Raw genomic sequence first — 20,491 nt, 5'->3', positions numbered from 1 at the left:
GACAACACTAATGAGTGACACGATACACAACAGGCTGCAAGATGAGCAGGTACATATTCCCCGCGCCTTGACGATTGCCGGCTCGGATAGCGGGGGCGGTGCCGGCATTCAGGCTGACTTGAAGACGTTTCAGGAGCTGGAGGTCTTCGGCATGTCCGCCATTACGGCCGTGACCGTGCAGAACACACTGGGCGTGACGGGAGTCTATCCTCTCCCGCCGGAAGCATGCGCTGCCCAGATTGAGGCCGTATCGCAGGATCTCGGAGTAGATGCGGTAAAGACAGGCATGCTGTTTAATGCTCCCATTATTGAAGCGGCCGCCGAGGTCATAGGACGATATAAATGGAGCTCCGTGGTGGTCGATCCCGTCATGATTGCAAAGGGCGGAGCAGAGTTGCTCCAAGCCGAAGCGGTGTACGCCTTGAAGCACAAGCTCTTGCCGCTTGCCCGGATCGTAACGCCGAACATTCCGGAGGCCGAGGCGCTGGCCGGCATCGAGATCCGGACGCCGGAGGACCGGAAGGAAGCTGCCCGCCGTATTCACAGCCTGGGTCCGGCGTTCGTCGTGATCAAGGGCGGACATGACGAAGAGGACAGCGGGCAGGTGACGGACCTGATTTATGACGGAGACGTCTTCACCGAGCTCTCGGGGCGAAGAATCCACACGGTGCATACGCATGGAACCGGCTGCACCTTCTCGGCAGCCGTGACAGCATGGCTCGCCAAGGGAGCTGATCCGCTGCAAGCTATGACGGAGGGCCGGGCATTTATCCAGGCTGCCATTGAGGACAGCCTGGGACTCGGGGGAGGCCACGGGCCGACCAATCACTGGGCGTACCAGCGTCGCCTGGCTCGGCGCCAGCCAGCACAGCCGCGCAGCTAGCATGCCGCCCGCCCGGACCTCTCTTTCCGGCGGGTACACCGCTGCAGCGAGAGCACCACAATGAAAGGCTTGCCGGACTTGATGCCGGCAAGCCTTTTTGCTGCTGCGGCGCAGACCGGGCGCAAGGCGTCAGGATAGGAAGCCGGGCAGCGTTTTTTTTTGCAAAAAACCGATCCTGAGGTATTGTACAATCCGCGCTCTTCTCGTATGTTAATAGCAGAGCTGTTTCTCCTACCCGAGCCCTCATCATCGGAGGATTGATAACAGAATATTACAAGGTGTAAGGGGTTACTGTTTATGGATGTTGTTTTGTTTTTACTGCTGTCCACCCTGGAGACGCTGGCGATTTATGCGCTCACGATGTCGCTGCTGAAGCTGAAGGCCTCCAGATATGCCGGACAGGCTGTTGTCGTGATGCTGCTGTCCAGCCTGCAGAGCTATCTGCTGAGGAATTCACTGGAGCTGGATTATCTGGCACCGATGACCACCGTAGTCATTTTTGTGTTCTTCTACGCAGCGGTCGTCAAGATTCCGGTGATCTGGTCTTTGATCGGCACAGTACTCGGTTATTTCGGCTACGCGATCATGCAGGGACTGCTGATTATGGCTATTTTCGGATCTATCGAAGCTGCACAGCTGCCGGAGAATGCCTACCTCACCCAGATTCTCAGTGCGGCAGCCGGATTCCTTCTCGCCTGGCTTCTGCACCGCTTCAAGATCGGCATTGCCCTGGAGCTGGAACGTCTTCGTCTGAAATATGAATACGTGATCCTTATGGTCCTGATGGCGATCGTATTGCTGCTGCTGGCTATCCTGTTTTACATGGCACAGCTGTGGCTGCTCATCCTGTTCTTCAGCCTGACCTTCGGGATTTTCCTGTATTATGCTTATCATTCGGAGGAGTTTGAGGTTGATGAAGATTGAACACGCCGCCTTAAGAATAGCCCAAGCTATTAAAAAAGAAGTGCCCGAGCATCCGTCTTCCATCGCTGTTCTGAAGCACGGTATGGCTATTCTGCTCAATATGACAGGTATTGTATCCGCTGTGCTGCTCATCTCCTGGGCAGCCGGCACTACGGCAGAGGCGTTGACGGCGATGATCAGCTTCGCCCTCCTGAGGCAGGTATCCGGCGGTGTTCATCTGAAGACCGGTGCCGCCTGCATCCTCCTGACAACACTGCTTCTGACTCTGATTTCCTGGGTCCACCTGCCTCAGATATGGACTCATGGCTTTACCGCCGGGGCCTTCATCCTGACGGCTATGTACGCTCCAAGCCGGATTGAATATCAATCCCGGATCCCCCGCACATTCTACAGAACGCTTACCTTCATCAGCTGTATGCTCATCATGACTAACTTTGTCATCCAATCGGATATTATTGCCGCTTCTTTTCTGGTTCAGGCTATGACCTTGATCCGCTTGAAAGGAGGTGAGAACCCTGACCCTGACCCTGCTCAGCAAAGCTAAACACGCTGCATTTACGGCAACCGCCACATGCCTGACGCTGCTCGCGGTATTTTTTGTTCAAGTAGCAAGCCCGGTCTTCATTTACAGTGGAGAAACGCCGGAAGAGCTTTTGAATAAGGACTGAACCCGTTCCGAAAGAACACAACGAAGCCTTGATTAGGTGAGCTTCATCTAACAAAGGCTTTTTTGTGCTTTTATGCAAGGAAAAAGCGTTAAAGAGCAACTTTCATCCATTTCAAACGTTTAATAGATAAGACTTTACAGTGAAAGTGAGGAGGAATTGTGATGAAGTATCCCTTCCGTGTGCTGCTGGGACTGCTGGCTGCTGTCCTCTGGTATACGGTTCTTCCCTGGGACGAGGCCTATGCCGGCAGTACGCCGGACGTATATATAGACGATGTGAGACTCCAGCAGGAGCATGTGGTCATGAAGGATAACCGGATCTTTATTGCCTTTACGGACCTGGTTCAGCTCCGCGAGGGATTGGACATGGAATGGAACCATGTAAATAAGGAGATTGAGATTACCGGGTCCAAGACGTATCTCGTCATTACGGTCGGCAAGAGCACTGTCATTAAGGATGAGGAGCAGCTGGAGATGGATGCCGAGCCCTTTATCCATGAAGGCAAGACCATGGTGCCGCTTCGCTTTGCCTCCGAGGCTTTAGGCCGGGAGATCAAATGGGTGAAGTCGGAGCAGACCGCGTACGTGAGCGGCGGGAGCACCGACGTGTGAGAAAGCCCGAGTGCACTTATATCGTTCAATCTTAGCCTGCTTCGACGTGAAGGAGGCTATTCTTAGTATCCGGCATTAAAAAACTCTCCGCCAAGTGGAGAGTGCACGTACAGCTTTATTCATTGCTGCGCCAAGGCTTCTTCGGTAATGCCCTTGATATCAATGGGGGAAATCTGACTTTCTTCTATAATATCCGGCAAAATATGTCCCAGGAAATAACGGACGCAGTGGAGGTCGATATTCTTGATCTTGATCAGCGCGTGGCGGTACATGAGCACAAATTCCTTCTCTGTATTTCCCCGCTGCAGCTCTGCAAAAGCCTCATACACCTGGTCCATCTTGTCCGCAACCTCCAGGATCAGCCCTTCAAGCGAGCCATCCTTGCCCTCCCGCAGCTGCCGGCGGAAAATGCTCTGGAACTCCTCCGGAATGTTCTCCTCAATAAAATGCCGGATCATTCCTTCCTCCACCTGCTGCAGCATAGAGCGGAGCTCCAGGGAGGAGTGCTTCACCGGAGTCTTGATATCCCCGATAAAAATTTCGCCATAATCGTGGCTGCTCGTAATCTCATACAGCTTCTTCCAATTGATGGGTACCCCATTCAGCTCCTCAATATCTGCGAGCGTCTTTGCATACTGTACCACCTTCCAGGAGTGGGCGGAGACGCTGTGCTCTTCGAATTTGAATTTGCCGGGGGTGCGGATAATCCGCTCCAGGTCGTTGAGAGAACGAAAGTACGTGTGAATGCCCATCCAGGTCATCATCCTTTAATATAGAGTTATCCATGACTATACTCTACATAGATAAAGAGAGAATTAAGCCAGTGTAAAATGTGACTGCTGCCGTCCATCCTGCTTCAAGCCCGCGGCTTCAGCTTCTCCATCAGCCAGCCGAGGAGGAGGCCATACAGGACATGACCCAGCAGCCAGACCAGAAGCGCCGGAACGTCGAACAGTTCAGGGGTTCGGTCCGACAAGGCAGTGGTAGGGTATAGCAGCAGGCCCACGACGGTGTTTACAAGAGCATAGATCCCCAGGCGCTGCCGCGCCGAAGCAGGATTAGGGCGGATGTACAGCAAGTAAGCGAGAACCAGACTGAGCCCCGCCGATACAATCAAATGCAGGCCGAACTCGGCGGCTTCAGGCAGCGGCAGCTGATTCAGGACCGGAATGTAGTCTACATTCAAGAGCAGCGTATACACCTTGAGCGAGGTAAGAGCCTCTGCAGCCTTCAGCAGTAAGCCCAGAAATATGCCCGCCAGTGTTCCGGCCAGTACGGCTGGCAGCATGTAGTGCTTCAGACTTCTTGTTGAGTGCATGTAAAATTCCTCCCCGATAAGCTTAAATCATCAGATTTCGGTGTTTGGGGTAAATATAAACAGGAATGCGCAGCATTTCAATTTCATTGTAAACGATGAATATCGTCGTTGTAAAAAAAAGAGAGGAGGGCGCTTGATGAAATGCGCCTTAGTCTGGTTTCGGCGGGATCTGCGTGTACACGATAACCAGCCGCTGTTATCGGCATCCGCGTCCGGTCTGCCGGTCGTTGGATTATACTGCCTGGACCCCCGGGAATACGGGGTGACCGGCTTTGGATATCCCAAAACCGGGGCACACCGGGCACGCTTCATTCTTGAAAGTGTGGCCGAGCTGCGGGACAACCTGAACAAGCTTGGCATTCCGCTGCTGGTTCGGCTGGGTAAGCCCGAGGAGGTCATACCGGAGCTTAATCAGAGCGGCCTCGATCTGGTGGAGGTCCATGCTCATGACGAGCTGGGCACGGAGGAGTCCTATGTGCAGCAGCAGGTGAAGGACAGCTTAGGAGAAGCGGAGCTGTACACGTACTTCGGGCATAGCCTGGTTCACCCGGAGGATCTTCCTTTCCCGCTCGAAGAGCTGCCGAAGCTGTATACGCCGTTCAAGCAGCGGATCTTGAAGTCGCAGGAGCGCTGCATTCGCAGCATGCTTCCACTGCCGGAGCGTCAAAGCGTTTCACTGGCTGTCGAGGAAGGAGACCTGCCAGAGCTTGCCGCGCTGGGGCTTGCCGATGATGAGCTGCCGCCGCAGCCGGTATTTACCGGCGGCTCCTCCGCAGGCCGCAAGCGTTTGACGTATTATTTTCACGAGCAGGACAATATTAGCCGCTACAGTGAAACCCGCAACGGAATGCTGGAGCCGGACGCCTCCTCGAAGCTGTCACCTTATCTGGCCCTGGGCTGTCTGTCGCCGCGCTTTGTCTATTGGAGCCTTAAGGAGGCAGAGGCCGCCCGGTCGGTGAATGAATCGACGCAGGGGTTCCTGGATGAGCTGCTGTGGAGAGAATACTTCATCTATGTGCATCGCAAGCATGGGAGCCGGATTTTTGCAGCGGGGGGCTTGGACGGCAAGCGCCTGGAGTGGTCCAGCGACCCTGCGCTGCTGCAGGCATGGACTGAAGGCGAAACCGGGTATCCGCTGGTGGATGCCAATATGAGAGAGCTGCGGCAGACCGGGTGGATGTCGAATCGGGGCCGGCAGAATACGGCCAGCTTTTTGGCAAAAAATCTGGGGATCGACTGGCGTGCCGGCGCCCAGTGGTTTGAGTCTCAGCTGCTGGATTACGACGTATCGGTCAATTACGGCAACTGGTGCTACAATGCGGCAGTAGGAAATGATACGCGGCCGTACCGGATTTTTAATGTCAGCAAGCAAGGGCGTGATTATGATCCTGCTGGCGACTATGCCAAGCACTGGCTTCCTGAGCTTGCCGCCGTTCCTGGAGAACAGGTCTATGATGTGCCTGAATGGACGTGGTTTGAGCAGCAGGAGTTTGGCCTGGAATTGGGGAAGGATTACCCGTTTCCTATCGTGGAGTGGATGCCCTCCGTTGAGGCATTTCGATCCCGGCTGAAGCAGGCTAAAGGATAATGCAATGGAGGAACCGTTCCGATTTCGGAACGGTTTTTCTAGTTCTTTAGGAGGATGTCGTGTAGGAGTGTCGAATTACCTAGATTAAACATATATCCAAAACCATAGGAGATTCGAAGTATGTCTGACAAACTTTATCGTTGGTTCAATATTATTTACGCGATTCAGGCAAGGCCTGGAATTACAGCTCCGGAGCTGGCTCAAAAATGTGATGTCGATGTCCGCACCATTTACCGTGATCTTCGTTCTCTGGACACCCTCGCTCCCATCGTCAATGACGGTTATGGCAAAGGCTATACCTTTGCCGGGGATTTCGCCATGTATCCTCTGAACTGGACGCCGCAGGAGGAGCTGGTGTTTACGATGCTTCCATCAATCCTGGATCACACCCAGCTTCCGCCGGGCTTTGAGAGCGCCTATGACAAAATAATGGCTGCCCGGACCCGGGAGAAGCGGCGGAATCAGGACATTTTGAAGCATGTGACAGACATTATTCAGATGGGCTCCCCGGCCTACCGGGAGGACAGCCCCAACCACCTGCTCCCTGTGATTCAGGCCATACTGGCAGAGCAGACGTTAAGCGTGACCTACCATACTCAAAGCCGGAATGAGCTGACTGAGCGGGAGATTGATCCTTATTATCTGATTCCGCGGGATCAGCGGTTTTACCTCATTGGCTATTGCCATTTAGCAGGGCAGATCCGCACCTTCCGGCTCAGCCGGTTCCGTAAACTGGAGGTCACCGCGCGTTCTTTTGAAAAAGGAGACTTCAATCTGGCCAACTACATGAAGCACACCTGGTCCATTGAGCGCGGAACCGGGCAGATCACCTTCAAAGTCAAATTTTCGCGCGAGGTTGCCCGTTACATCAAAGAGGAAGAAATGTTCGTCCGGCCCAAAATGACAGACCTGCCGGATGGCAGCCTGCTGTTTGAGGTCACCCTGAACCACGACCGTGAATTCCTGAACTGGGTCAACCAATACGGCCCGGACGCCGAAATCCTGGAGCCCCGTAGCTACCGCAAGATGATGCAGGAGAAGCTGTCGCGCTGGCGCGGGCTGTATGGGGAGTGAGGGGAACATGTGTTTGGTGACAAGGTGCGGCGAATGGATAAAGTTAGGATATAGGGAGACGAGAGAGGGATGGGTCTGGTCAGGAGGGAGAGTACAATGAATTATGCTGCTCATTTTCGAGCTCGGGATGGTGCACACCAGTCGGTAGAAGAACATTTGCGGGGTGTGCAGCGATTGGCAGAAATGATGGGTGAGAAAATCGGTGTTCGTCATATCACCGGGCTGGCTGGCATGCTGCATGACATGGGGAAGTTCAGTGAAGCGTTTCGGCTTTACCTGCAAAATGCGTTTGAACATCCAGACACGCCTCCAAGAAGAGGTAGTGTAGATCATTCTACTGCAGGTGGAAAGCTTCTTTACAAATTGTATCATGAGCAACATATTCATCAATTTACCGGCATACTGGCAGAAATCGTAGGCAACGCAATTATAAGTCACCATTCTGATCTTCATGATTTCTTGACGCCCAATCTGGAATCGGATTATTTAAAGCGTGTCAAAGAGAAGAGCTTGGAAGAATACGAGCTTAGCGAATCCTTGTTTTTTGAGCGCGTAATGACTCGAGAGGCCTTTACCTCTTACGTGGACTGCGCAGCTAAAGAGTTGGAGGATTACCTGGCTGTGACATCTACGTTAACTGTGGAAGCCAGACTTATGTTTTTAACCAAGTATGTATTCAGCGTATTAATTGATGCAGACCGCACCGATACTCGGAGATTTGAAGAAGATGAGGCCGAATCTGCAACGATTCAGTATTCAACATTATTTAAGGGGTACTATGAACGGTTACAACATAGGCTGAGCTCATTCTCCATGCTTGATGGAACTATCCATAATCTCAGACGTGAGATGTCGGAGCATTGTGACCGTGCGGCGGAACAAGCTTCGAGCATATATACATTGTCAATTCCTACTGGCGGAGGGAAAACGCTGGCGAGCTTGAGATATGCTCTCAAGCATGCGTTTACTCACTCCAAACGACGGATTATATATGTGCTTCCGTACACGACAATTATTGAACAGAATGCTGCTGAAGTAAGGCGAATTCTAGAGGATGACGCGAATGTTCTGGAACACCACTCTAATGTCATTGAACAAGATCTGGCGGATGATGAGGATGTCGAAGGACGAATCGATATCAAGCAAAAATGGAAGCTGGCTAAGGACAACTGGGATGTTCCTGTTATTTTTACAACGATGGTGCAATTTCTCAACGTCTTTTATGATTCGGGCAGCCGGAGCATTCGAAGGCTTCACCAATTAAGCGAGTCTGTCATTGTGTTCGATGAAGTTCAGAAAGTTCCGGTTACCTGTGTGTCATTGTTTAATCAAGCGCTTCATTTTCTTCGGGACTATGGGCGATCCAGCCTTGTGTTGTGTACTGCAACACAACCTGCCCTGGATTTCGTAGAGCATAAGCTCTCTATCGGTGCCCATGCAGAAATAATCCCGGATTTGAATCGTATAGCTGTCGCCTTCAAGAGAGTAGAAGTTATAGATCGTACATCAGAGGCGATGACTAATGATAGGCTGTACGCATTTGTTGAGGAAATGATGATCCATTGTAATAGCACACTCGTCATTCTTAATACGAAATCAGCAGTCAAGAAGCTGTTTCTGTTGCTGCAATCCTTGAGGCCTTCGGTTTATGTTTATCATCTCAGCACTTCAATGTGTCCGGCTCATCGAACAGAAATTCTATCTGAGATTAAGGAACGGCTGAGGAGCAAAGACAAAGTGATATGTATTAGCACCCCTTTAATTGAAGCGGGGGTAGATATTAGCTTTGAACGTGTGATTCGCTCTTTATCAGGATTAGACTCACTGGCTCAAGCAGCAGGCAGATGTAACCGCCATGGCGAGAACGATAAGGGCGAAGTATATATCATACATCATCTGGAGGAGAAGCTGGATAATCTCCCGGAAATACGAAAAGGGAGAGAGATTTCTCAACGTATTTTGATCGATATGAAGGAAGATCCTGCTTATCATGGGGGAAGTATTCTTTCAGCCGCAGCAATGACACGATACTTTCGGGAGTTTTACAAAGAAATGAGTGGACAACTGGACTATCCTGTACCCCAACATAATACAACGATGATGACGCTGTTGGCAGCGCCTCGAACTCAAAATCTATTTGCTGAAGGCTATTATAGTAAACACAAGTGTTACCCATCTTTATTTCTATTAAATAGCTGCAGGACGGCAGGGCAGCATTTCGACGTTATTGATAATCAGACGACATCTGTCATTGTACCCTATGATCAAAAGGGAAAAGAACTAGTTGCTGATTTGAATGGAGACCGAAACATCAATGAATTATCACTCATGCTCCGCCTAGCTCAACGTTATAGCATACAAGTGTATGATCAAGAACTACGCCAGCTCAATCAGTACGGGGGTCTCGTGAGCTACCTTGACGGCAAGGTACTCGTACTTAAAGAGAGTGCTTATCACGAGAAATTTGGACTAGACGTAAGTAATGATAGTGGGTTTGAAATCCAGTTATATTAAAAAACCTATCTATATAGATAGGCTTTTCACGTCATACAATATATATTTCAATCCACATCCTGCTTCAATAGCAGAAGCAGGAAGACCACTTCATCGTATCACAAACTGCCAAATAGACAAAATACATTCATATAATGTATAACGATATTTACTTTTGATAATATTTGGTTTATACTGGAACTTGAGTAAAATAATATATTGAGAGAAAGAAGGTGAAAACCATACTATGAGGAATTCGATTGAGTTCGTTGTACACGGACACTACGCGTTGTTCACGGATCCGTTAACCAAGCTCGGAGGTGAGAAGCTCTCCTATCAAGTGCCAACCTATCAAGCTTTGAAAGGGATTGTCGAAAGCATATATTGGAAGCCGACGTTAACGGTTTATGTAGATGCTGTACGTGTGCTGAATCCGATTTGTATGGAGTCCAAGGGCGTTCGGCCAATTGATTACAGTGGAGGGAACACTCTTGCAAACTATACATATTTGAAAGATGTACGCTATCAGGTGAGGGCATATTTTGAGTTTAATCTCCATCGTCCAGACCTGGAGTATGACCGTAACGAAGAGAAGCATCACAACATTATGAAGAGAGCGCTTAAAGCGGGAGGCCGTCGGGATATTTTTTTGGGTACCCGGGAGTGTCAAGGATACGTAGAGCCTTGTGATTTCGGTTCCGGACCAGGATTTTATGACGAGTGTAAAGAGCTGCATTTCGGTACCATGGTACACGGGCTTAGCTACCCCGATGAAACCGGGGAACGGAATATGAAAGTTAGGCTGTGGAATCCCGTCATGAAGGATGGGGTAATTACCTTTACTCGACCGGAGAAATGCTCGCAAACGCGCGTCTTGCGTGAGATGCAGCCCAAACCGTTCGGGGCCTCTTCCATTGAATCTGTCCATGATTTGTATGAGACATTGAAGGAGGGGCAGGAATGAGCTGGCTGTTGAATCTCTATCAAACCTATGAATCGAATACCGATCTTGTCGGCGTATCAGCTTCCAGATTCAATCGAAGCTACACTCTTCTCCCTGTTTCTCATACTACGCAAAATGCTCATATTCAGGTAAATATCACAGAAGACGGGCGATTTCATTCCGCTGAAGTGATAAGTAAAAATGATGCTAACACGCTGATTCCGTGCACGGAGAAATCCGCAAGCCGAGCAGGAAAGGTGATCTCACCTTATCCTCTTCATGACAAGCTTAGTTATGTGGCTGGTGATTTGAGTCTGTACAGTGATGATGTGAAAGATGATGAATCGTATCAAGGCTATATTGATCAACTCAAGGAATGGGCTGAATCTTCCTACGCCACCAGCAAGGTAAAAAGCATCTATCAATACCTGCGCAAAGGGCAGCTGATGCAGGATTTAATCAAACATCGAGTTGTAGCTGTAGATGCGAATAATCGGTTAATCGAAAAATGGGATAAGAAGTATGAAAGTCTGTACCCTGACAAGCCGGAGATTTTTACGGTGTTACAAGGAACACCGGAGAGTGCGTTTGTTCGCTTCAATGTGTACTCGCCGCACGAGATCCTGGAGGATGTGTGGAAGGATACAGCGATGTATGAATCTTTTATACATTTTTACAGTGAACTCTTGAGCGGAGAAGATCTTTGCTATGTGACCGGAAAGAGATTGCCAATAACCGAGAGGCATGCGAACAAAATCAGAAATGCTGCGGATAAAGCTAAATTAATCTCGGCAAACGACACCACAGGTTTTACATTTAGAGGGCGATTTCAGATTGCCAGCGAGATAGCCGGCATTAGCTACGAAGTGTCCCAGAAAGCTCACAACGCTTTAAAATGGTTGATTCAACGACAAGGTGAAGTGATTGAGCAGCGAGTGTTCTTAGTATGGGGAAATGACACTATAGATCTTCCTCATCCGGCAGAAGACACATTTGCGCTGAATCCTTCTCCGCTGCCTGCACAAAGGGCAATATCTAATACCCATCAAGCTATTGCACAAGAGGTTTCCAAGGCATTAGAAGGCTATAAGAATGATTTGTCCTTTGAAGCGGACGTGAACATTCTAGTACTCGATTCTGCAACAACCGGAAGGATGGCTGTTCTTTACTATCGTAATATGAATAAAGAAATTTACTTGGACCGTCTGAAGAAATGGCATACAGAATGTGCATGGCTTCACCGCTATCGTAAAAATGATGAAGGCGAGTTTATTCAATTCTATGGCGCCCCAGCCACGAAAGACATCGCGGTCGCAGCGTATGGTACGAAAGCTAACGATAAGGTCGTGAAGGGGCTTATGGAACGAGTACTGCCATGCATTATAGACTGCGCCCCCATTCCGAGAGATATTGTTACAAGTGCATTTCATCGCGCCTCTAATCCAGCGGGCATGGAGAAATGGGAATGGGAGAAAACGTTAAGCATCACCTGTGCATTAATCAACCGAAAGGAGAAGATACATTTGGCATTAGATCAAGATTATAACCATCGCGATTATTTGTTTGGCCGGCTGCTTGCTGTCGCGGATGTACTAGAGAGAAGGGCGCTTGGATCCTCCGAATCCCGAGCAAGCAATGCACTGCGTTACATGAATTCATTTTCGAGGCATCCTGCAAGAACATGGAAGACGATACAAGATAATCTCCAGCCCTATCAAGCGCGTTTGGGGTCTCAGGCCGTTTATTATTCAAAGATTATTGACGAAGTAGCGTCAAGAATTCCGGTGGATGATTTTACAAATAAGCCGTTGTCAGGGTTATATTTGCTAGGTTTCTACAGCCAGCGGCATGAGCTTTATCAAAAGAAAGATAAACTGAACGATGCTGAAGAAGCATCCAACGAATAGGAGAGATAAAGATGAGAACATTAGATTCCAAAATTGATTTTGCGGTTGTATTGTCCGTGCGTAGTGCTAATCCTAATGGAGATCCTCTGAATGGCAACAGGCCGAGACAGAATTATGATGGGTACGGAGAGATTTCTGATGTAGCCATCAAGCGTAAAATCAGAAATCGTCTGCAAGACATGGGTGAAACGATTTTTGTGCAATCCAATGATCGAAAATCCGACGAATATAACAGCTTGCGGGAGCGGGCGGATGCTAGTGTGGAATTACGTGAAGTTATTAAGGCCAAGAGTAGCAGCCAGCAGGAGGATTTTGCAGCGGCTGCTTGCCGTGAATGGATGGATGTCCGCAGCTTCGGGCAAGTGTTCGCGTTCAAGAGTTCCGATAAATCCGGGTCAGTATCTGTAGGCGTGAGAGGGCCGGTCTCCATTCATACGGCACGCAGCGTTGATCCCATCGATATTACAAGTATGCAAATTACGAAGAGCGTTAACTCCGAGCCGGGCAAAGACAGAGGCTCTGATACGATGGGCATGAAGCATCGCGTTGACTTTGGCGTATATGTATTCTACGGATCTATTAACACACAGCTGGCTGAGAAGACAGGCTTTACTCCAGAAGATGCCGATAAGATCAAGCAGGCACTTGTAACCTTATTTGAAAACGATGCCTCTGCAGCAAGACCGGAAGGAAGCATGGAAGTTCATAAAGTGTATTGGTGGACACATAACTCCAAAATGGGGCAGTATTCATCGGCCAAGGTTCACCGTTCTCTGGTCGTAAAGTCTAAAACGGAAGAACCGAGACAGTTTGAGGATTATTCCATTGAAATTTATGAGCTTGAAGGACTGCGCGTTGATGTCATTGATGGAATCTGATGATGAGTATTTAATGCTGTCAGGCATTCAACACTATCAATTTTGTAAAAGACAATGGGCGTTGATCCATATTGAACAGCAATGGGAAGAGAATGTTAAAACCATACAAGGTCAGCATGTGCACGAAAAGGTGGACATGCCTTTCATTAAAGAGCAACGAGGGAATCAATTGATCGTTAGAGCAATGCCTGTGAAGTCAGAGTCATTGAAGATTTCCGGGATCTGTGACGTTGTGGAATTTATGAAAGACGAAGCTGGTGTTCAAATTCATGGAGCTGACGGAACGTACTTAGCCTGTCCTGTTGAATATAAACGAGGAAAGCCAAAGTGGAATGATGCCGATCTTCTCCAGCTTACTGCACAAGCGATTTGTTTGGAAGAGATGCTGCTATGTTCAATTCCCAGAGGGTACTTGTTTTATCATGAGATACGGCGCCGCATCGAAATCTCGTTTACTTTGGAAATGAGAGATCGGGTAAAGCGTATCGTAGAAGAGATGTATGCCTTGTATGTACAGAGGAACACCCCGAAGGTGAAGACAGGTTCCTATTGTCAGAGCTGCTCGCTTCAATCCATTTGTCTTCCAGAGGTCATGAGCAAGAAAACAGTTAAAAGCTACATTGAAGGGAAGATTCGGGAATGAAGAAGCTGTTAAATACAGTCTTTGTTACTCAACCGGATGTGTATCTTTCACTGGATGGAGATAACATCGTGCTTACTCGAAAAGAGGATCAGCTGGGTAGACTTCCATTACATAATCTTGAATCCATCATTGCATTCGGGTACACCGGAGCAAGTCCGGCACTTATGGCATACTGTGCAGACAGGCATATTTCGCTTGTGTTTATGAGTATGAATGGACGATTTCTTGCCAGAGTTATAGGTGCGAGTAAAGGAAACGTTATTTTAAGAAAGAAGCAGTACTTACTTTCTCATGATGTAACGCAATCTGCTTTGATTGCCCGGAATTTTATTGTGGGAAAGCTGTATAACAACAAGTGGATATTAGAACGAATGACTCGAGATTATCCATTGAGAGTGGATATTGAGAGATTTAAACACATTTCTAACCATCTATCTTCCTTAATTAAGGAAATTCGGCAATGTTCTGACTTGGATAGGCTGAGAGGGTTAGAAGGACAAGCGGCATTAAGCTATAATCAGGTTTTTGACGAGATGATTCTTCAGCAGAAAGAAGATTTTTATTTTCGCTCGCGTTCTCGAAGACCGCCTCTGGATAAAGTAAACGCAATGCTGTCTTTAGCATATACACTACTGTCACAAGACATGACATCAGCAATTGAAGGCGTGGGATTAGATGCGTATGTAGGTTTTCTTCATCGTGATCGTCCAGGAAGAGCCTCCTTGGCCCTGGATATGATGGAAGAATTACGAGGAGTGTATGCAGATAAATTCGTGTTATCGCTAATCAACAAAAAAGTGATCCAGCCAGACGATTTCTATGTCAAAGAAAACGGCGCGGTATTGATGACGGATGCGGGACGCAAAAAGTTTTTTACAGCATGGCAGACCAAAAAGCAGGAGAAAATGACTCATCCTTACCTTGGTGAAAAAATATCGTGGGGATTAGTACCTCATGTACAAGCTTTGCTATTAGCCAGGCATCTTCGCAATGATCTTGACGAGTATCCTCCATTCTTATGGAAGTAGGTGTAGAGTGTGCTGCTTATCATTACGTATGATGTAAGTACCAAGTCAAGTGCGGGTCAGAAAAGATTGAGGCAAGTATCAAAGATATGCCAAAACTATGGACAACGTGTTCAAAACTCTGTGTTCGAGTGTCTTGTCGATGCGGCGGAGTTTACAGCACTTAGGTACAAGCTGATCGAAGTTATTGATCAGAAACAAGATAGTCTACGATTTTACCAGCTCGGAAACCAATACAAGAACAAAGTGGAGCACATTGGCGTGAAGGAATCCATAGATCTGGAGGGACCTCTCATTATTTAACGGGTAGTTGTAACAGGTGCGAACCTCAAGTGAACATGATTTCCCCAAGACATTCGCACCTGTAAATATCCATATTAAATCATCTTTATCCATATTTTAACTGTAAAAAAAATACTATAATTAGTTTTTAATTTAATTTATGTAGCATTAGAAGTCGATTTATGGTTGATTTGACCAAAAATCGCGGTCGCACCCCATGCGGGTGCGTGGATTGAAATATTTCAACTATCTCAACTAGCATACCCCTGGACTAGTCGCACCCCATGCGGGTGCGTGGATTGAAATAGACGGTAAAGCATAACTATCACTGATTGCTCCATGTCGCACCCCATGCGGGTGCGTGGATTGAAATAATATCGGGCACAATCAAAGAAAGTGTAAAACCGTCGCACCCCATGCGGGTGCGTGGATTGAAATTTATTCCAAAATGGGGGATCAATATAGGCAGCATTAGTCGCACCCCATGCGGGTGCGTGGATTGAAATCAACCATTGATTACATAAATCAATTTCAGAATACGGTCGCACCCCATGCGGGTGCGTGGATTGAAATATTTAAACCTTTGCGCTTATCTTGTGGGATTATAAGTCGCACCCCATGCGGGTGCGTGGATTGAAATACCCGTTACCCTCATACCCGATAACGCATACTCTTGTCGCACCCCATGCGGGTGCGTGGATTGAAATTTCCTGCTTGATGTTCATCCGGGTCAGGTAATCCGTCGCACCCCATGCGGGTGCGTGGATTGAAATCTCCCGGGTAATCGCTGCGCCCGGCCTGGTACCGTGTCGCACCCCATGCGGGTGCGTGGATTGAAATTTTTTTTGATGAAGGTACGAATGTTGCTGCTTTGTCGCACCCCATGCGGGTGCGTGGATTGAAATTCACTTGAAGACGTGGGGCATACCACATTTAGGGGGTCGCACCCCATGCGGGTGCGTGGATTGAAATAAGCTAAACATGACTTGTCACCTCAATATCCACCGGTCGCACCCCATGCGGGTGCGTGGATTGAAATCAGACTATCTATAGCTGAATGGGCAGCTCCTAGTCGCACCCCATGCGGGTGCGTGGATTGAAATCGGCATATCCTCATACCGTTTTTCTGTTGGATCAGTCGCACCCCATGCGGGTGCGTGGATTGAAATTCCAAATACGACTACTACTTTTATGGGATATACGTCGCACCCCATGCGGGTGCGTGGATTGAAATCTCCTATGCCGTTTCATCCGTCACATACACTTCGTCGCACCCCATGCGGGTGCGTGGATTGAAATGACCCTACGGCGCGTTTCTTCGCGGTTGTTTTCCGTCGCACCCCATGCGGGTGCGTGGATTGAAATACTGGAACACCAGTTTGGTTGATAGGGTGTAATGAGTCGCACCCCATGCGGGTGCGTGGATTGAAATGGGCCCCTCGATCACGGCCAGTTCACCGCCGGAGTCGCACCCCATGCGGGTGCGTGGATTGAAATGTACTCCCCTTGCGGTCACTCAGGGCCAGCTCGAGTCGCACCCCATGCGGGTGCGTGGATTGAAATAATTTGAAATAGGATTATATTGTAGGTGGGACGGAGTCGCACCCCATGCGGGTGCGTGGATTGAAATTTTTCTGCATAAGACTGAGGAACATCCTCGCCATGTCGCACCCCATGCGGGTGCGTGGATTGAAATCTCCGAAAGAGAAGAGTAAAGCGAAATCATGAACGTCGCACCCCATGCGGGTGCGTGGATTGAAATCAGACTAAATCATTGTTACCAAAGTTTGTATTTGTCGCACCCCATGCGGGTGCGTGGATTGAAATGCCGACCGCGCGCAATGGTACGTATACGGCGCCGTGTCGCACCCCATGCGGGTGCGTGGATTGAAATCAAAGGTTAATTTTGACAGAAATTTTGTAGCAGGTGGTCGCACCCCATGCGGGTGCGTGGATTGAAATAACTAGTATTGTGCTATCATTAAACAATCCTGAGTCGCACCCCATGCGGGTGCGTGGATTGAAATCTTATGCTTAACCCCATTGATTACTGGTGTGATGTCGCACCCCATGCGGGTGCGTGGATTGAAATTCTGCGATTTACCTCTGTCCCGACTTCAAACACTCGCGTCGCACCCCATGCGGGTGCGTGGATTGAAATCCAAATGGCTCTGCGCGGCAATTCTTGGCTGTCGTCGCACCCCATGCGGGTGCGTGGATTGAAATGCAACGAGAAACCGGAGAATTAATTGGCCTTGGACGGTCGCACCCCATGCGGGTGCGTGGATTGAAATGAATGTCTTGCATCAAAAACCAGACAGAACCGCGTCGCACCCCATGCGGGTGCGTGGATTGAAATTAATCAAACTTATATTCAAGGGCTTGAGCGAAGGCTGTCGCACCCCATGCGGGTGCGTGGATTGAAATGATGTACAGTACCAAGGTGTCGTCACCCGAAGCGCGTCGCACCCCATGCGGGTGCGTGGATTGAAATGAACGGCAAACTTACTATTAAATCGCAGTACGGGTCGCACCCCATGCGGGTGCGTGGATTGAAATTATGCGCCCCTCCGCTCTCTTCAAAATGGCGTTCAAGTCGCACCCCATGCGGGTGCGTGGATTGAAATTGCTCTCTATCATGCTTTGCCGCAATCACTGCATGCGTCGCACCCCATGCGGGTGCGTGGATTGAAATAAAAACACGATTCCGCAGATCAAGCCGATCAGGAAGTCGCACCCCATGCGGGTGCGTGGATTGAAATAATGCCAGGCGATATGACACCATGAAATTATTTGTCGCACCCCATGCGGGTGCGTGGATTGAAATGTCTTGATCCGGCACGTTAGCCGCCTCCTTATTCGTCGCACCCCATGCGGGTGCGTGGATTGAAATTCGACCGGATAGGAGGCGTTTGATATGGCACTAAGTCGCACCCCATGCGGGTGCGTGGATTGAAATGCGTAATCGCCTACGATGAAAACGTGTATCTGACGGTCGCACCCCATGCGGGTGCGTGGATTGAAATGAATTGGTCGTAATGGGAGGTATGTAACGTGGATAAACGTCGCACCCCATGCGGGTGCGTGGATTGAAATATCGTGGGCATGATCCGGCGGTGCGCCGGATAAGTCGCACCCCATGCGGGTGCGTGGATTGAAATTTTGCTTATGAACACTTATAAACACACTAAAAAAGGTCGCACCCCATGCGGGTGCGTGGATTGAAATTCATACCTGTTCATTTTTTCCTGCATTACCCTGGTCGCACCCCATGCGGGTGCGTGGATTGAAATATCATCCCCGGTCCGGATTAGAGGTTGCACATCGTCGCACCCCATGCGGGTGCGTGGATTGAAATCCTGCACCTCTAAAATCATAGTGCGTTCGCTATCCGTGTCGCACCCCATGCGGGTGCGTGGATTGAAATAGATTGCCCAGGCCGATTATAACTATCAAAGTAGGTCGCACCCCATGCGGGTGCGTGGATTGAAATTTGTAAAAGATTCATAAATTTACATAACTCATAGCGGTCGCACCCCATGCGGGTGCGTGGATTGAAATCCAAAATGGATGCAGCGATAACCCAAACAGTAGCAGGTCGCACCCCATGCGGGTGCGTGGATTGAAATGAAATTGAATTCCGGATGCAGAATATAGCCCGCCGGTCGCACCCCATGCGGGTGCGTGGATTGAAATAGGCTGAACAAAGGTACCGGATTAATCGGCTCACGTCGCACCCCATGCGGTTTCTCGATATTGGAAGGCGAGAATATTAACAGGTACCGGATTAATCGGCTCACGTCGCACCCCATGCGGGTGCGTGGATTGAAATTCGGAGCCACCTAAAATGTTGGCAAGTGAAATAGGTCGCACCCCATGCGGGTGCGTGGATTGAAATCTCCTTGGTTTTGAATGTTCCAAGCCTGGTTAAGTCGCACCCCATGCGGGTGCGTGGATTGAAATTGTTATAAATAGACAACCCTACACCAATATTCATGTCGCACCCCATGCGGGTGCGTGGATTGAAATTATAACAGAGAGGATTACGATAAAGCCAAAACTGTCGCACCCCATGCGGGTGCGTGGATTGAAATAGCATCCCCTGGGACATACAAAAGCAATTGTCTGTTGTCGCACCCCATGCGGGTGCGTGGATTGAAATCAGTAGGTTATGTGTAAAAAAAGCGTGAACGGCAGTCGCACCCCATGCGGGTGCGTGGATTGAAATGTTGCCGCCTCGCACAGCGCCAGATCCTCCGCGTCGCACCCCATGCGGGTGCGTGGATTGAAATCAAAAACAGTCATTCGGGTTGTATGATATGGGTGCACGTCGCACCCCATGCGGGTGCGTGGATTGAAATTTGCGCGAGTACGGATACACGGTTACACAGTCCAGTCGCACCCCATGCGGGTGCGTGGATTGAAATACAACAGCCGAGATAGCATTGAACACTGTAGTGGTCGCACCCCATGCGGGTGCGTGGATTGAAATTTTGCTCTGATAATCGGGAGCAGCTCCCCCTGTGTCGCACCCCATGCGGGTGCGTGGATTGAAATTCAAAAGTATCTGGGAACGCAAACAAGCACTAAAGAGTCGCACCCCATGCGGGTGCGTGGATTGAAATGACTCGATGGCGGCAAGCCGCAAAACCAAAGGAGGTCGCACCCCATGCGGGTGCGTGGATTGAAATGGCAGGCAGCTCAATACCTGGGTGCTCCCCGTGGCGAGTCGCACCCCACGCGGGTGCGTGGATTGAAATTGCAAAGTATCAACCTATGCTGGATGAGGTTACAGTCGCACCCCACGCGGGTGCGTGGATTGAAATTTCGGAGATTTCACATCGCGAATCGGAGAGAAAGTCGCACCCCAAGCGGGTGCGTGGATTGAAATTAGGATCACTAAATTATTATCAGTGGCGTCATGTCCGTCGCACCCCAAGCGGGTGCGTGGATTGAAATGTGAAAAAAGCCAAAGCCGCTCAATGGTGTAGGTCGTCGCACCCCACGCAGGTGCGTGGATTGAAATATAGACAAGAGCATCCTCGTCCCCTTCTTCCACGTCGCACCCCACGCGGGTGCGTGGATTGAAATCGATCTGGAGTGCTACGATAAAAATGCAGTCGAAAAACACCCTCGTATGAAATAAAATGAAAGTTGACGAGGGGATGAGAAGCAATGAACCGGTACGACAAAGCATTCAAAGAAGAAGCGGTAAGATGAAGTGATGAAATTGGACCAAAGAAAGCCGCTGAGC

Annotated in this window: 16 protein-coding genes and 2 CRISPR repeat arrays; of the genes, 14 read left to right on the top strand and 2 right to left on the bottom strand. The window is 49.3% G+C overall.

Annotated elements, in window-relative coordinates; translation table 11 throughout:
* Positions 1–10: 10 nt before the first annotated feature.
* From thiD to ACH6EH_RS18815, 5 genes are all read left to right on the top strand, one after another.
* Complete coding sequence (thiD, locus tag ACH6EH_RS18835) at positions 11–883, top strand: bifunctional hydroxymethylpyrimidine kinase/phosphomethylpyrimidine kinase (protein WP_397333403.1); 873 nt, start codon at positions 11–13, stop codon at positions 881–883.
* 297 nt (positions 884–1,180) lie between these two features.
* Complete coding sequence (locus ACH6EH_RS18830; RefSeq protein ID WP_208204694.1) at positions 1,181–1,807, top strand: hypothetical protein; 627 nt, start codon at positions 1,181–1,183, stop codon at positions 1,805–1,807.
* Positions 1,797–2,351, top strand: coding sequence for an accessory gene regulator ArgB-like protein (locus ACH6EH_RS18825; RefSeq protein WP_397333402.1), 555 nt, complete (start codon positions 1,797–1,799; stop codon positions 2,349–2,351). Before ACH6EH_RS18830 ends, ACH6EH_RS18825 begins: the two co-directional genes overlap by 11 nt.
* The gene (locus ACH6EH_RS18820) at positions 2,314–2,475 is read left to right on the top strand and encodes an AgrD family cyclic lactone autoinducer peptide (protein ID WP_233281149.1); all 162 of its coding nucleotides are present in this window, start codon (positions 2,314–2,316) and stop codon (positions 2,473–2,475) included. Before ACH6EH_RS18825 ends, ACH6EH_RS18820 begins: the two co-directional genes overlap by 38 nt.
* Positions 2,476–2,636: 161 nt before the next feature.
* Positions 2,637–3,086 (top strand): copper amine oxidase N-terminal domain-containing protein, encoded by a 450-nt coding sequence (locus tag ACH6EH_RS18815; RefSeq protein WP_397333401.1) that lies wholly within the window; start codon positions 2,637–2,639, stop codon positions 3,084–3,086.
* 119 nt (positions 3,087–3,205) lie between these two features.
* Here ACH6EH_RS18815 and ACH6EH_RS18810 read toward each other — a convergent pair whose 3' ends face one another.
* Positions 3,206–3,838, bottom strand: coding sequence for a YfbR-like 5'-deoxynucleotidase (locus ACH6EH_RS18810; RefSeq protein ID WP_397333423.1), 633 nt, complete (start codon positions 3,836–3,838; stop codon positions 3,206–3,208).
* 104 nt (positions 3,839–3,942) lie between these two features.
* Positions 3,943–4,404 (bottom strand): hypothetical protein, encoded by a 462-nt coding sequence (locus ACH6EH_RS18805; protein WP_397333400.1) that lies wholly within the window; start codon positions 4,402–4,404, stop codon positions 3,943–3,945.
* Positions 4,405–4,540: 136 nt separating this feature from the next.
* On the opposite strand from ACH6EH_RS18805, the gene ACH6EH_RS18800 reads away from it, so the two are divergent.
* The 9 genes from ACH6EH_RS18800 to cas2 all read left to right on the top strand — a co-directional run bounded on the left by ACH6EH_RS18800 (position 4,541) and on the right by cas2 (position 15,258).
* Positions 4,541–5,992: a DASH family cryptochrome gene (locus tag ACH6EH_RS18800; protein WP_397333399.1), complete on the top strand. Its 1,452-nt coding sequence runs from the start codon at positions 4,541–4,543 to the stop codon at positions 5,990–5,992.
* 120 nt (positions 5,993–6,112) lie between these two features.
* Positions 6,113–7,066 (top strand): helix-turn-helix transcriptional regulator, encoded by a 954-nt coding sequence (locus ACH6EH_RS18795; protein WP_138224806.1) that lies wholly within the window; start codon positions 6,113–6,115, stop codon positions 7,064–7,066.
* A gap of 96 nt (positions 7,067–7,162) precedes the next feature.
* Complete coding sequence (cas3, locus tag ACH6EH_RS18790; protein WP_397333398.1) at positions 7,163–9,580, top strand: CRISPR-associated helicase Cas3'; 2,418 nt, start codon at positions 7,163–7,165, stop codon at positions 9,578–9,580.
* A 226-nt stretch (positions 9,581–9,806) separates the two neighbouring features.
* Complete coding sequence (cas5c, locus tag ACH6EH_RS18785; RefSeq protein WP_208204689.1) at positions 9,807–10,523, top strand: type I-C CRISPR-associated protein Cas5c; 717 nt, start codon at positions 9,807–9,809, stop codon at positions 10,521–10,523.
* Positions 10,520–12,409: a type I-C CRISPR-associated protein Cas8c/Csd1 gene (gene cas8c, locus ACH6EH_RS18780; protein ID WP_397333397.1), complete on the top strand. Its 1,890-nt coding sequence runs from the start codon at positions 10,520–10,522 to the stop codon at positions 12,407–12,409. The genes cas5c and cas8c overlap by 4 nt, the downstream gene beginning before the upstream one ends.
* Before the next feature lie 11 nt (positions 12,410–12,420).
* Positions 12,421–13,287: a type I-C CRISPR-associated protein Cas7/Csd2 gene (gene cas7c / locus ACH6EH_RS18775; protein ID WP_397333396.1), complete on the top strand. Its 867-nt coding sequence runs from the start codon at positions 12,421–12,423 to the stop codon at positions 13,285–13,287.
* Positions 13,268–13,930, top strand: coding sequence for a CRISPR-associated protein Cas4 (gene cas4 / locus ACH6EH_RS18770; RefSeq protein WP_397333395.1), 663 nt, complete (start codon positions 13,268–13,270; stop codon positions 13,928–13,930). Before cas7c ends, cas4 begins: the two co-directional genes overlap by 20 nt.
* Positions 13,927–14,958 carry a type I-C CRISPR-associated endonuclease Cas1c gene (gene cas1c, locus ACH6EH_RS18765; protein ID WP_397333394.1) on the top strand — a complete coding sequence of 344 codons (1,032 nt, stop codon included), beginning with the start codon at positions 13,927–13,929 and terminating at the stop codon, positions 14,956–14,958. Before cas4 ends, cas1c begins: the two co-directional genes overlap by 4 nt.
* Positions 14,959–14,967: 9 nt before the next feature.
* A complete protein-coding gene (gene cas2, locus ACH6EH_RS18760) occupies positions 14,968–15,258 on the top strand; it encodes a CRISPR-associated endonuclease Cas2 (RefSeq protein ID WP_208204685.1) in 291 nt (96 codons plus the stop codon).
* Positions 15,259–15,444: 186 nt separating this feature from the next.
* Positions 15,445–18,933: a CRISPR direct-repeat array (repeat unit 32 nt; unit sequence GTCGCACCCCATGCGGGTGCGTGGATTGAAAT).
* A 103-nt stretch (positions 18,934–19,036) separates the two neighbouring features.
* Positions 19,037–20,328: a CRISPR direct-repeat array (repeat unit 32 nt; unit sequence GTCGCACCCCATGCGGGTGCGTGGATTGAAAT).
* Positions 20,329–20,491 lie beyond the last annotated feature (163 nt).

This window comes from Paenibacillus sp. JSM ZJ436 (genome assembly GCF_044383795.1).
Lineage (GTDB): Bacteria > Bacillota > Bacilli > Paenibacillales > Paenibacillaceae > Paenibacillus_AQ > Paenibacillus_AQ algicola.
Note: the sequence above shows the minus strand (reverse complement) of the source record. Positions and strands in the feature narration are given on the sequence as shown.

Excerpts from the sequence above, each read along its gene's own strand:
- cas5c (WP_208204689.1), top strand. The coding sequence starts at position 9,807 with ATGAGGAATTCGATTGAGTTCGTTGTACACGGACACTACGCGTTGTTC.
- cas3 (WP_397333398.1), top strand. The coding sequence starts at position 7,163 with ATGAATTATGCTGCTCATTTTCGAGCTCGGGATGGTGCACACCAGTCG.
- ACH6EH_RS18805 (WP_397333400.1), bottom strand. The coding sequence starts at position 4,404 with ATGCACTCAACAAGAAGTCTGAAGCACTACATGCTGCCAGCCGTACTG.
- cas1c (WP_397333394.1), top strand. The coding sequence starts at position 13,927 with ATGAAGAAGCTGTTAAATACAGTCTTTGTTACTCAACCGGATGTGTAT.
- ACH6EH_RS18830 (WP_208204694.1), top strand. The coding sequence starts at position 1,181 with ATGGATGTTGTTTTGTTTTTACTGCTGTCCACCCTGGAGACGCTGGCG.
- ACH6EH_RS18800 (WP_397333399.1), top strand. The coding sequence starts at position 4,541 with ATGAAATGCGCCTTAGTCTGGTTTCGGCGGGATCTGCGTGTACACGAT.
- ACH6EH_RS18810 (WP_397333423.1), bottom strand. The coding sequence starts at position 3,838 with ATGGGCATTCACACGTACTTTCGTTCTCTCAACGACCTGGAGCGGATT.
- cas7c (WP_397333396.1), top strand. The coding sequence starts at position 12,421 with ATGAGAACATTAGATTCCAAAATTGATTTTGCGGTTGTATTGTCCGTG.
- cas8c (WP_397333397.1), top strand. The coding sequence starts at position 10,520 with ATGAGCTGGCTGTTGAATCTCTATCAAACCTATGAATCGAATACCGAT.
- cas4 (WP_397333395.1), top strand. The coding sequence starts at position 13,268 with ATGTCATTGATGGAATCTGATGATGAGTATTTAATGCTGTCAGGCATT.
- ACH6EH_RS18815 (WP_397333401.1), top strand. The coding sequence starts at position 2,637 with ATGAAGTATCCCTTCCGTGTGCTGCTGGGACTGCTGGCTGCTGTCCTC.
- ACH6EH_RS18825 (WP_397333402.1), top strand. The coding sequence starts at position 1,797 with ATGAAGATTGAACACGCCGCCTTAAGAATAGCCCAAGCTATTAAAAAA.
- ACH6EH_RS18795 (WP_138224806.1), top strand. The coding sequence starts at position 6,113 with ATGTCTGACAAACTTTATCGTTGGTTCAATATTATTTACGCGATTCAG.
- thiD (WP_397333403.1), top strand. The coding sequence starts at position 11 with ATGAGTGACACGATACACAACAGGCTGCAAGATGAGCAGGTACATATT.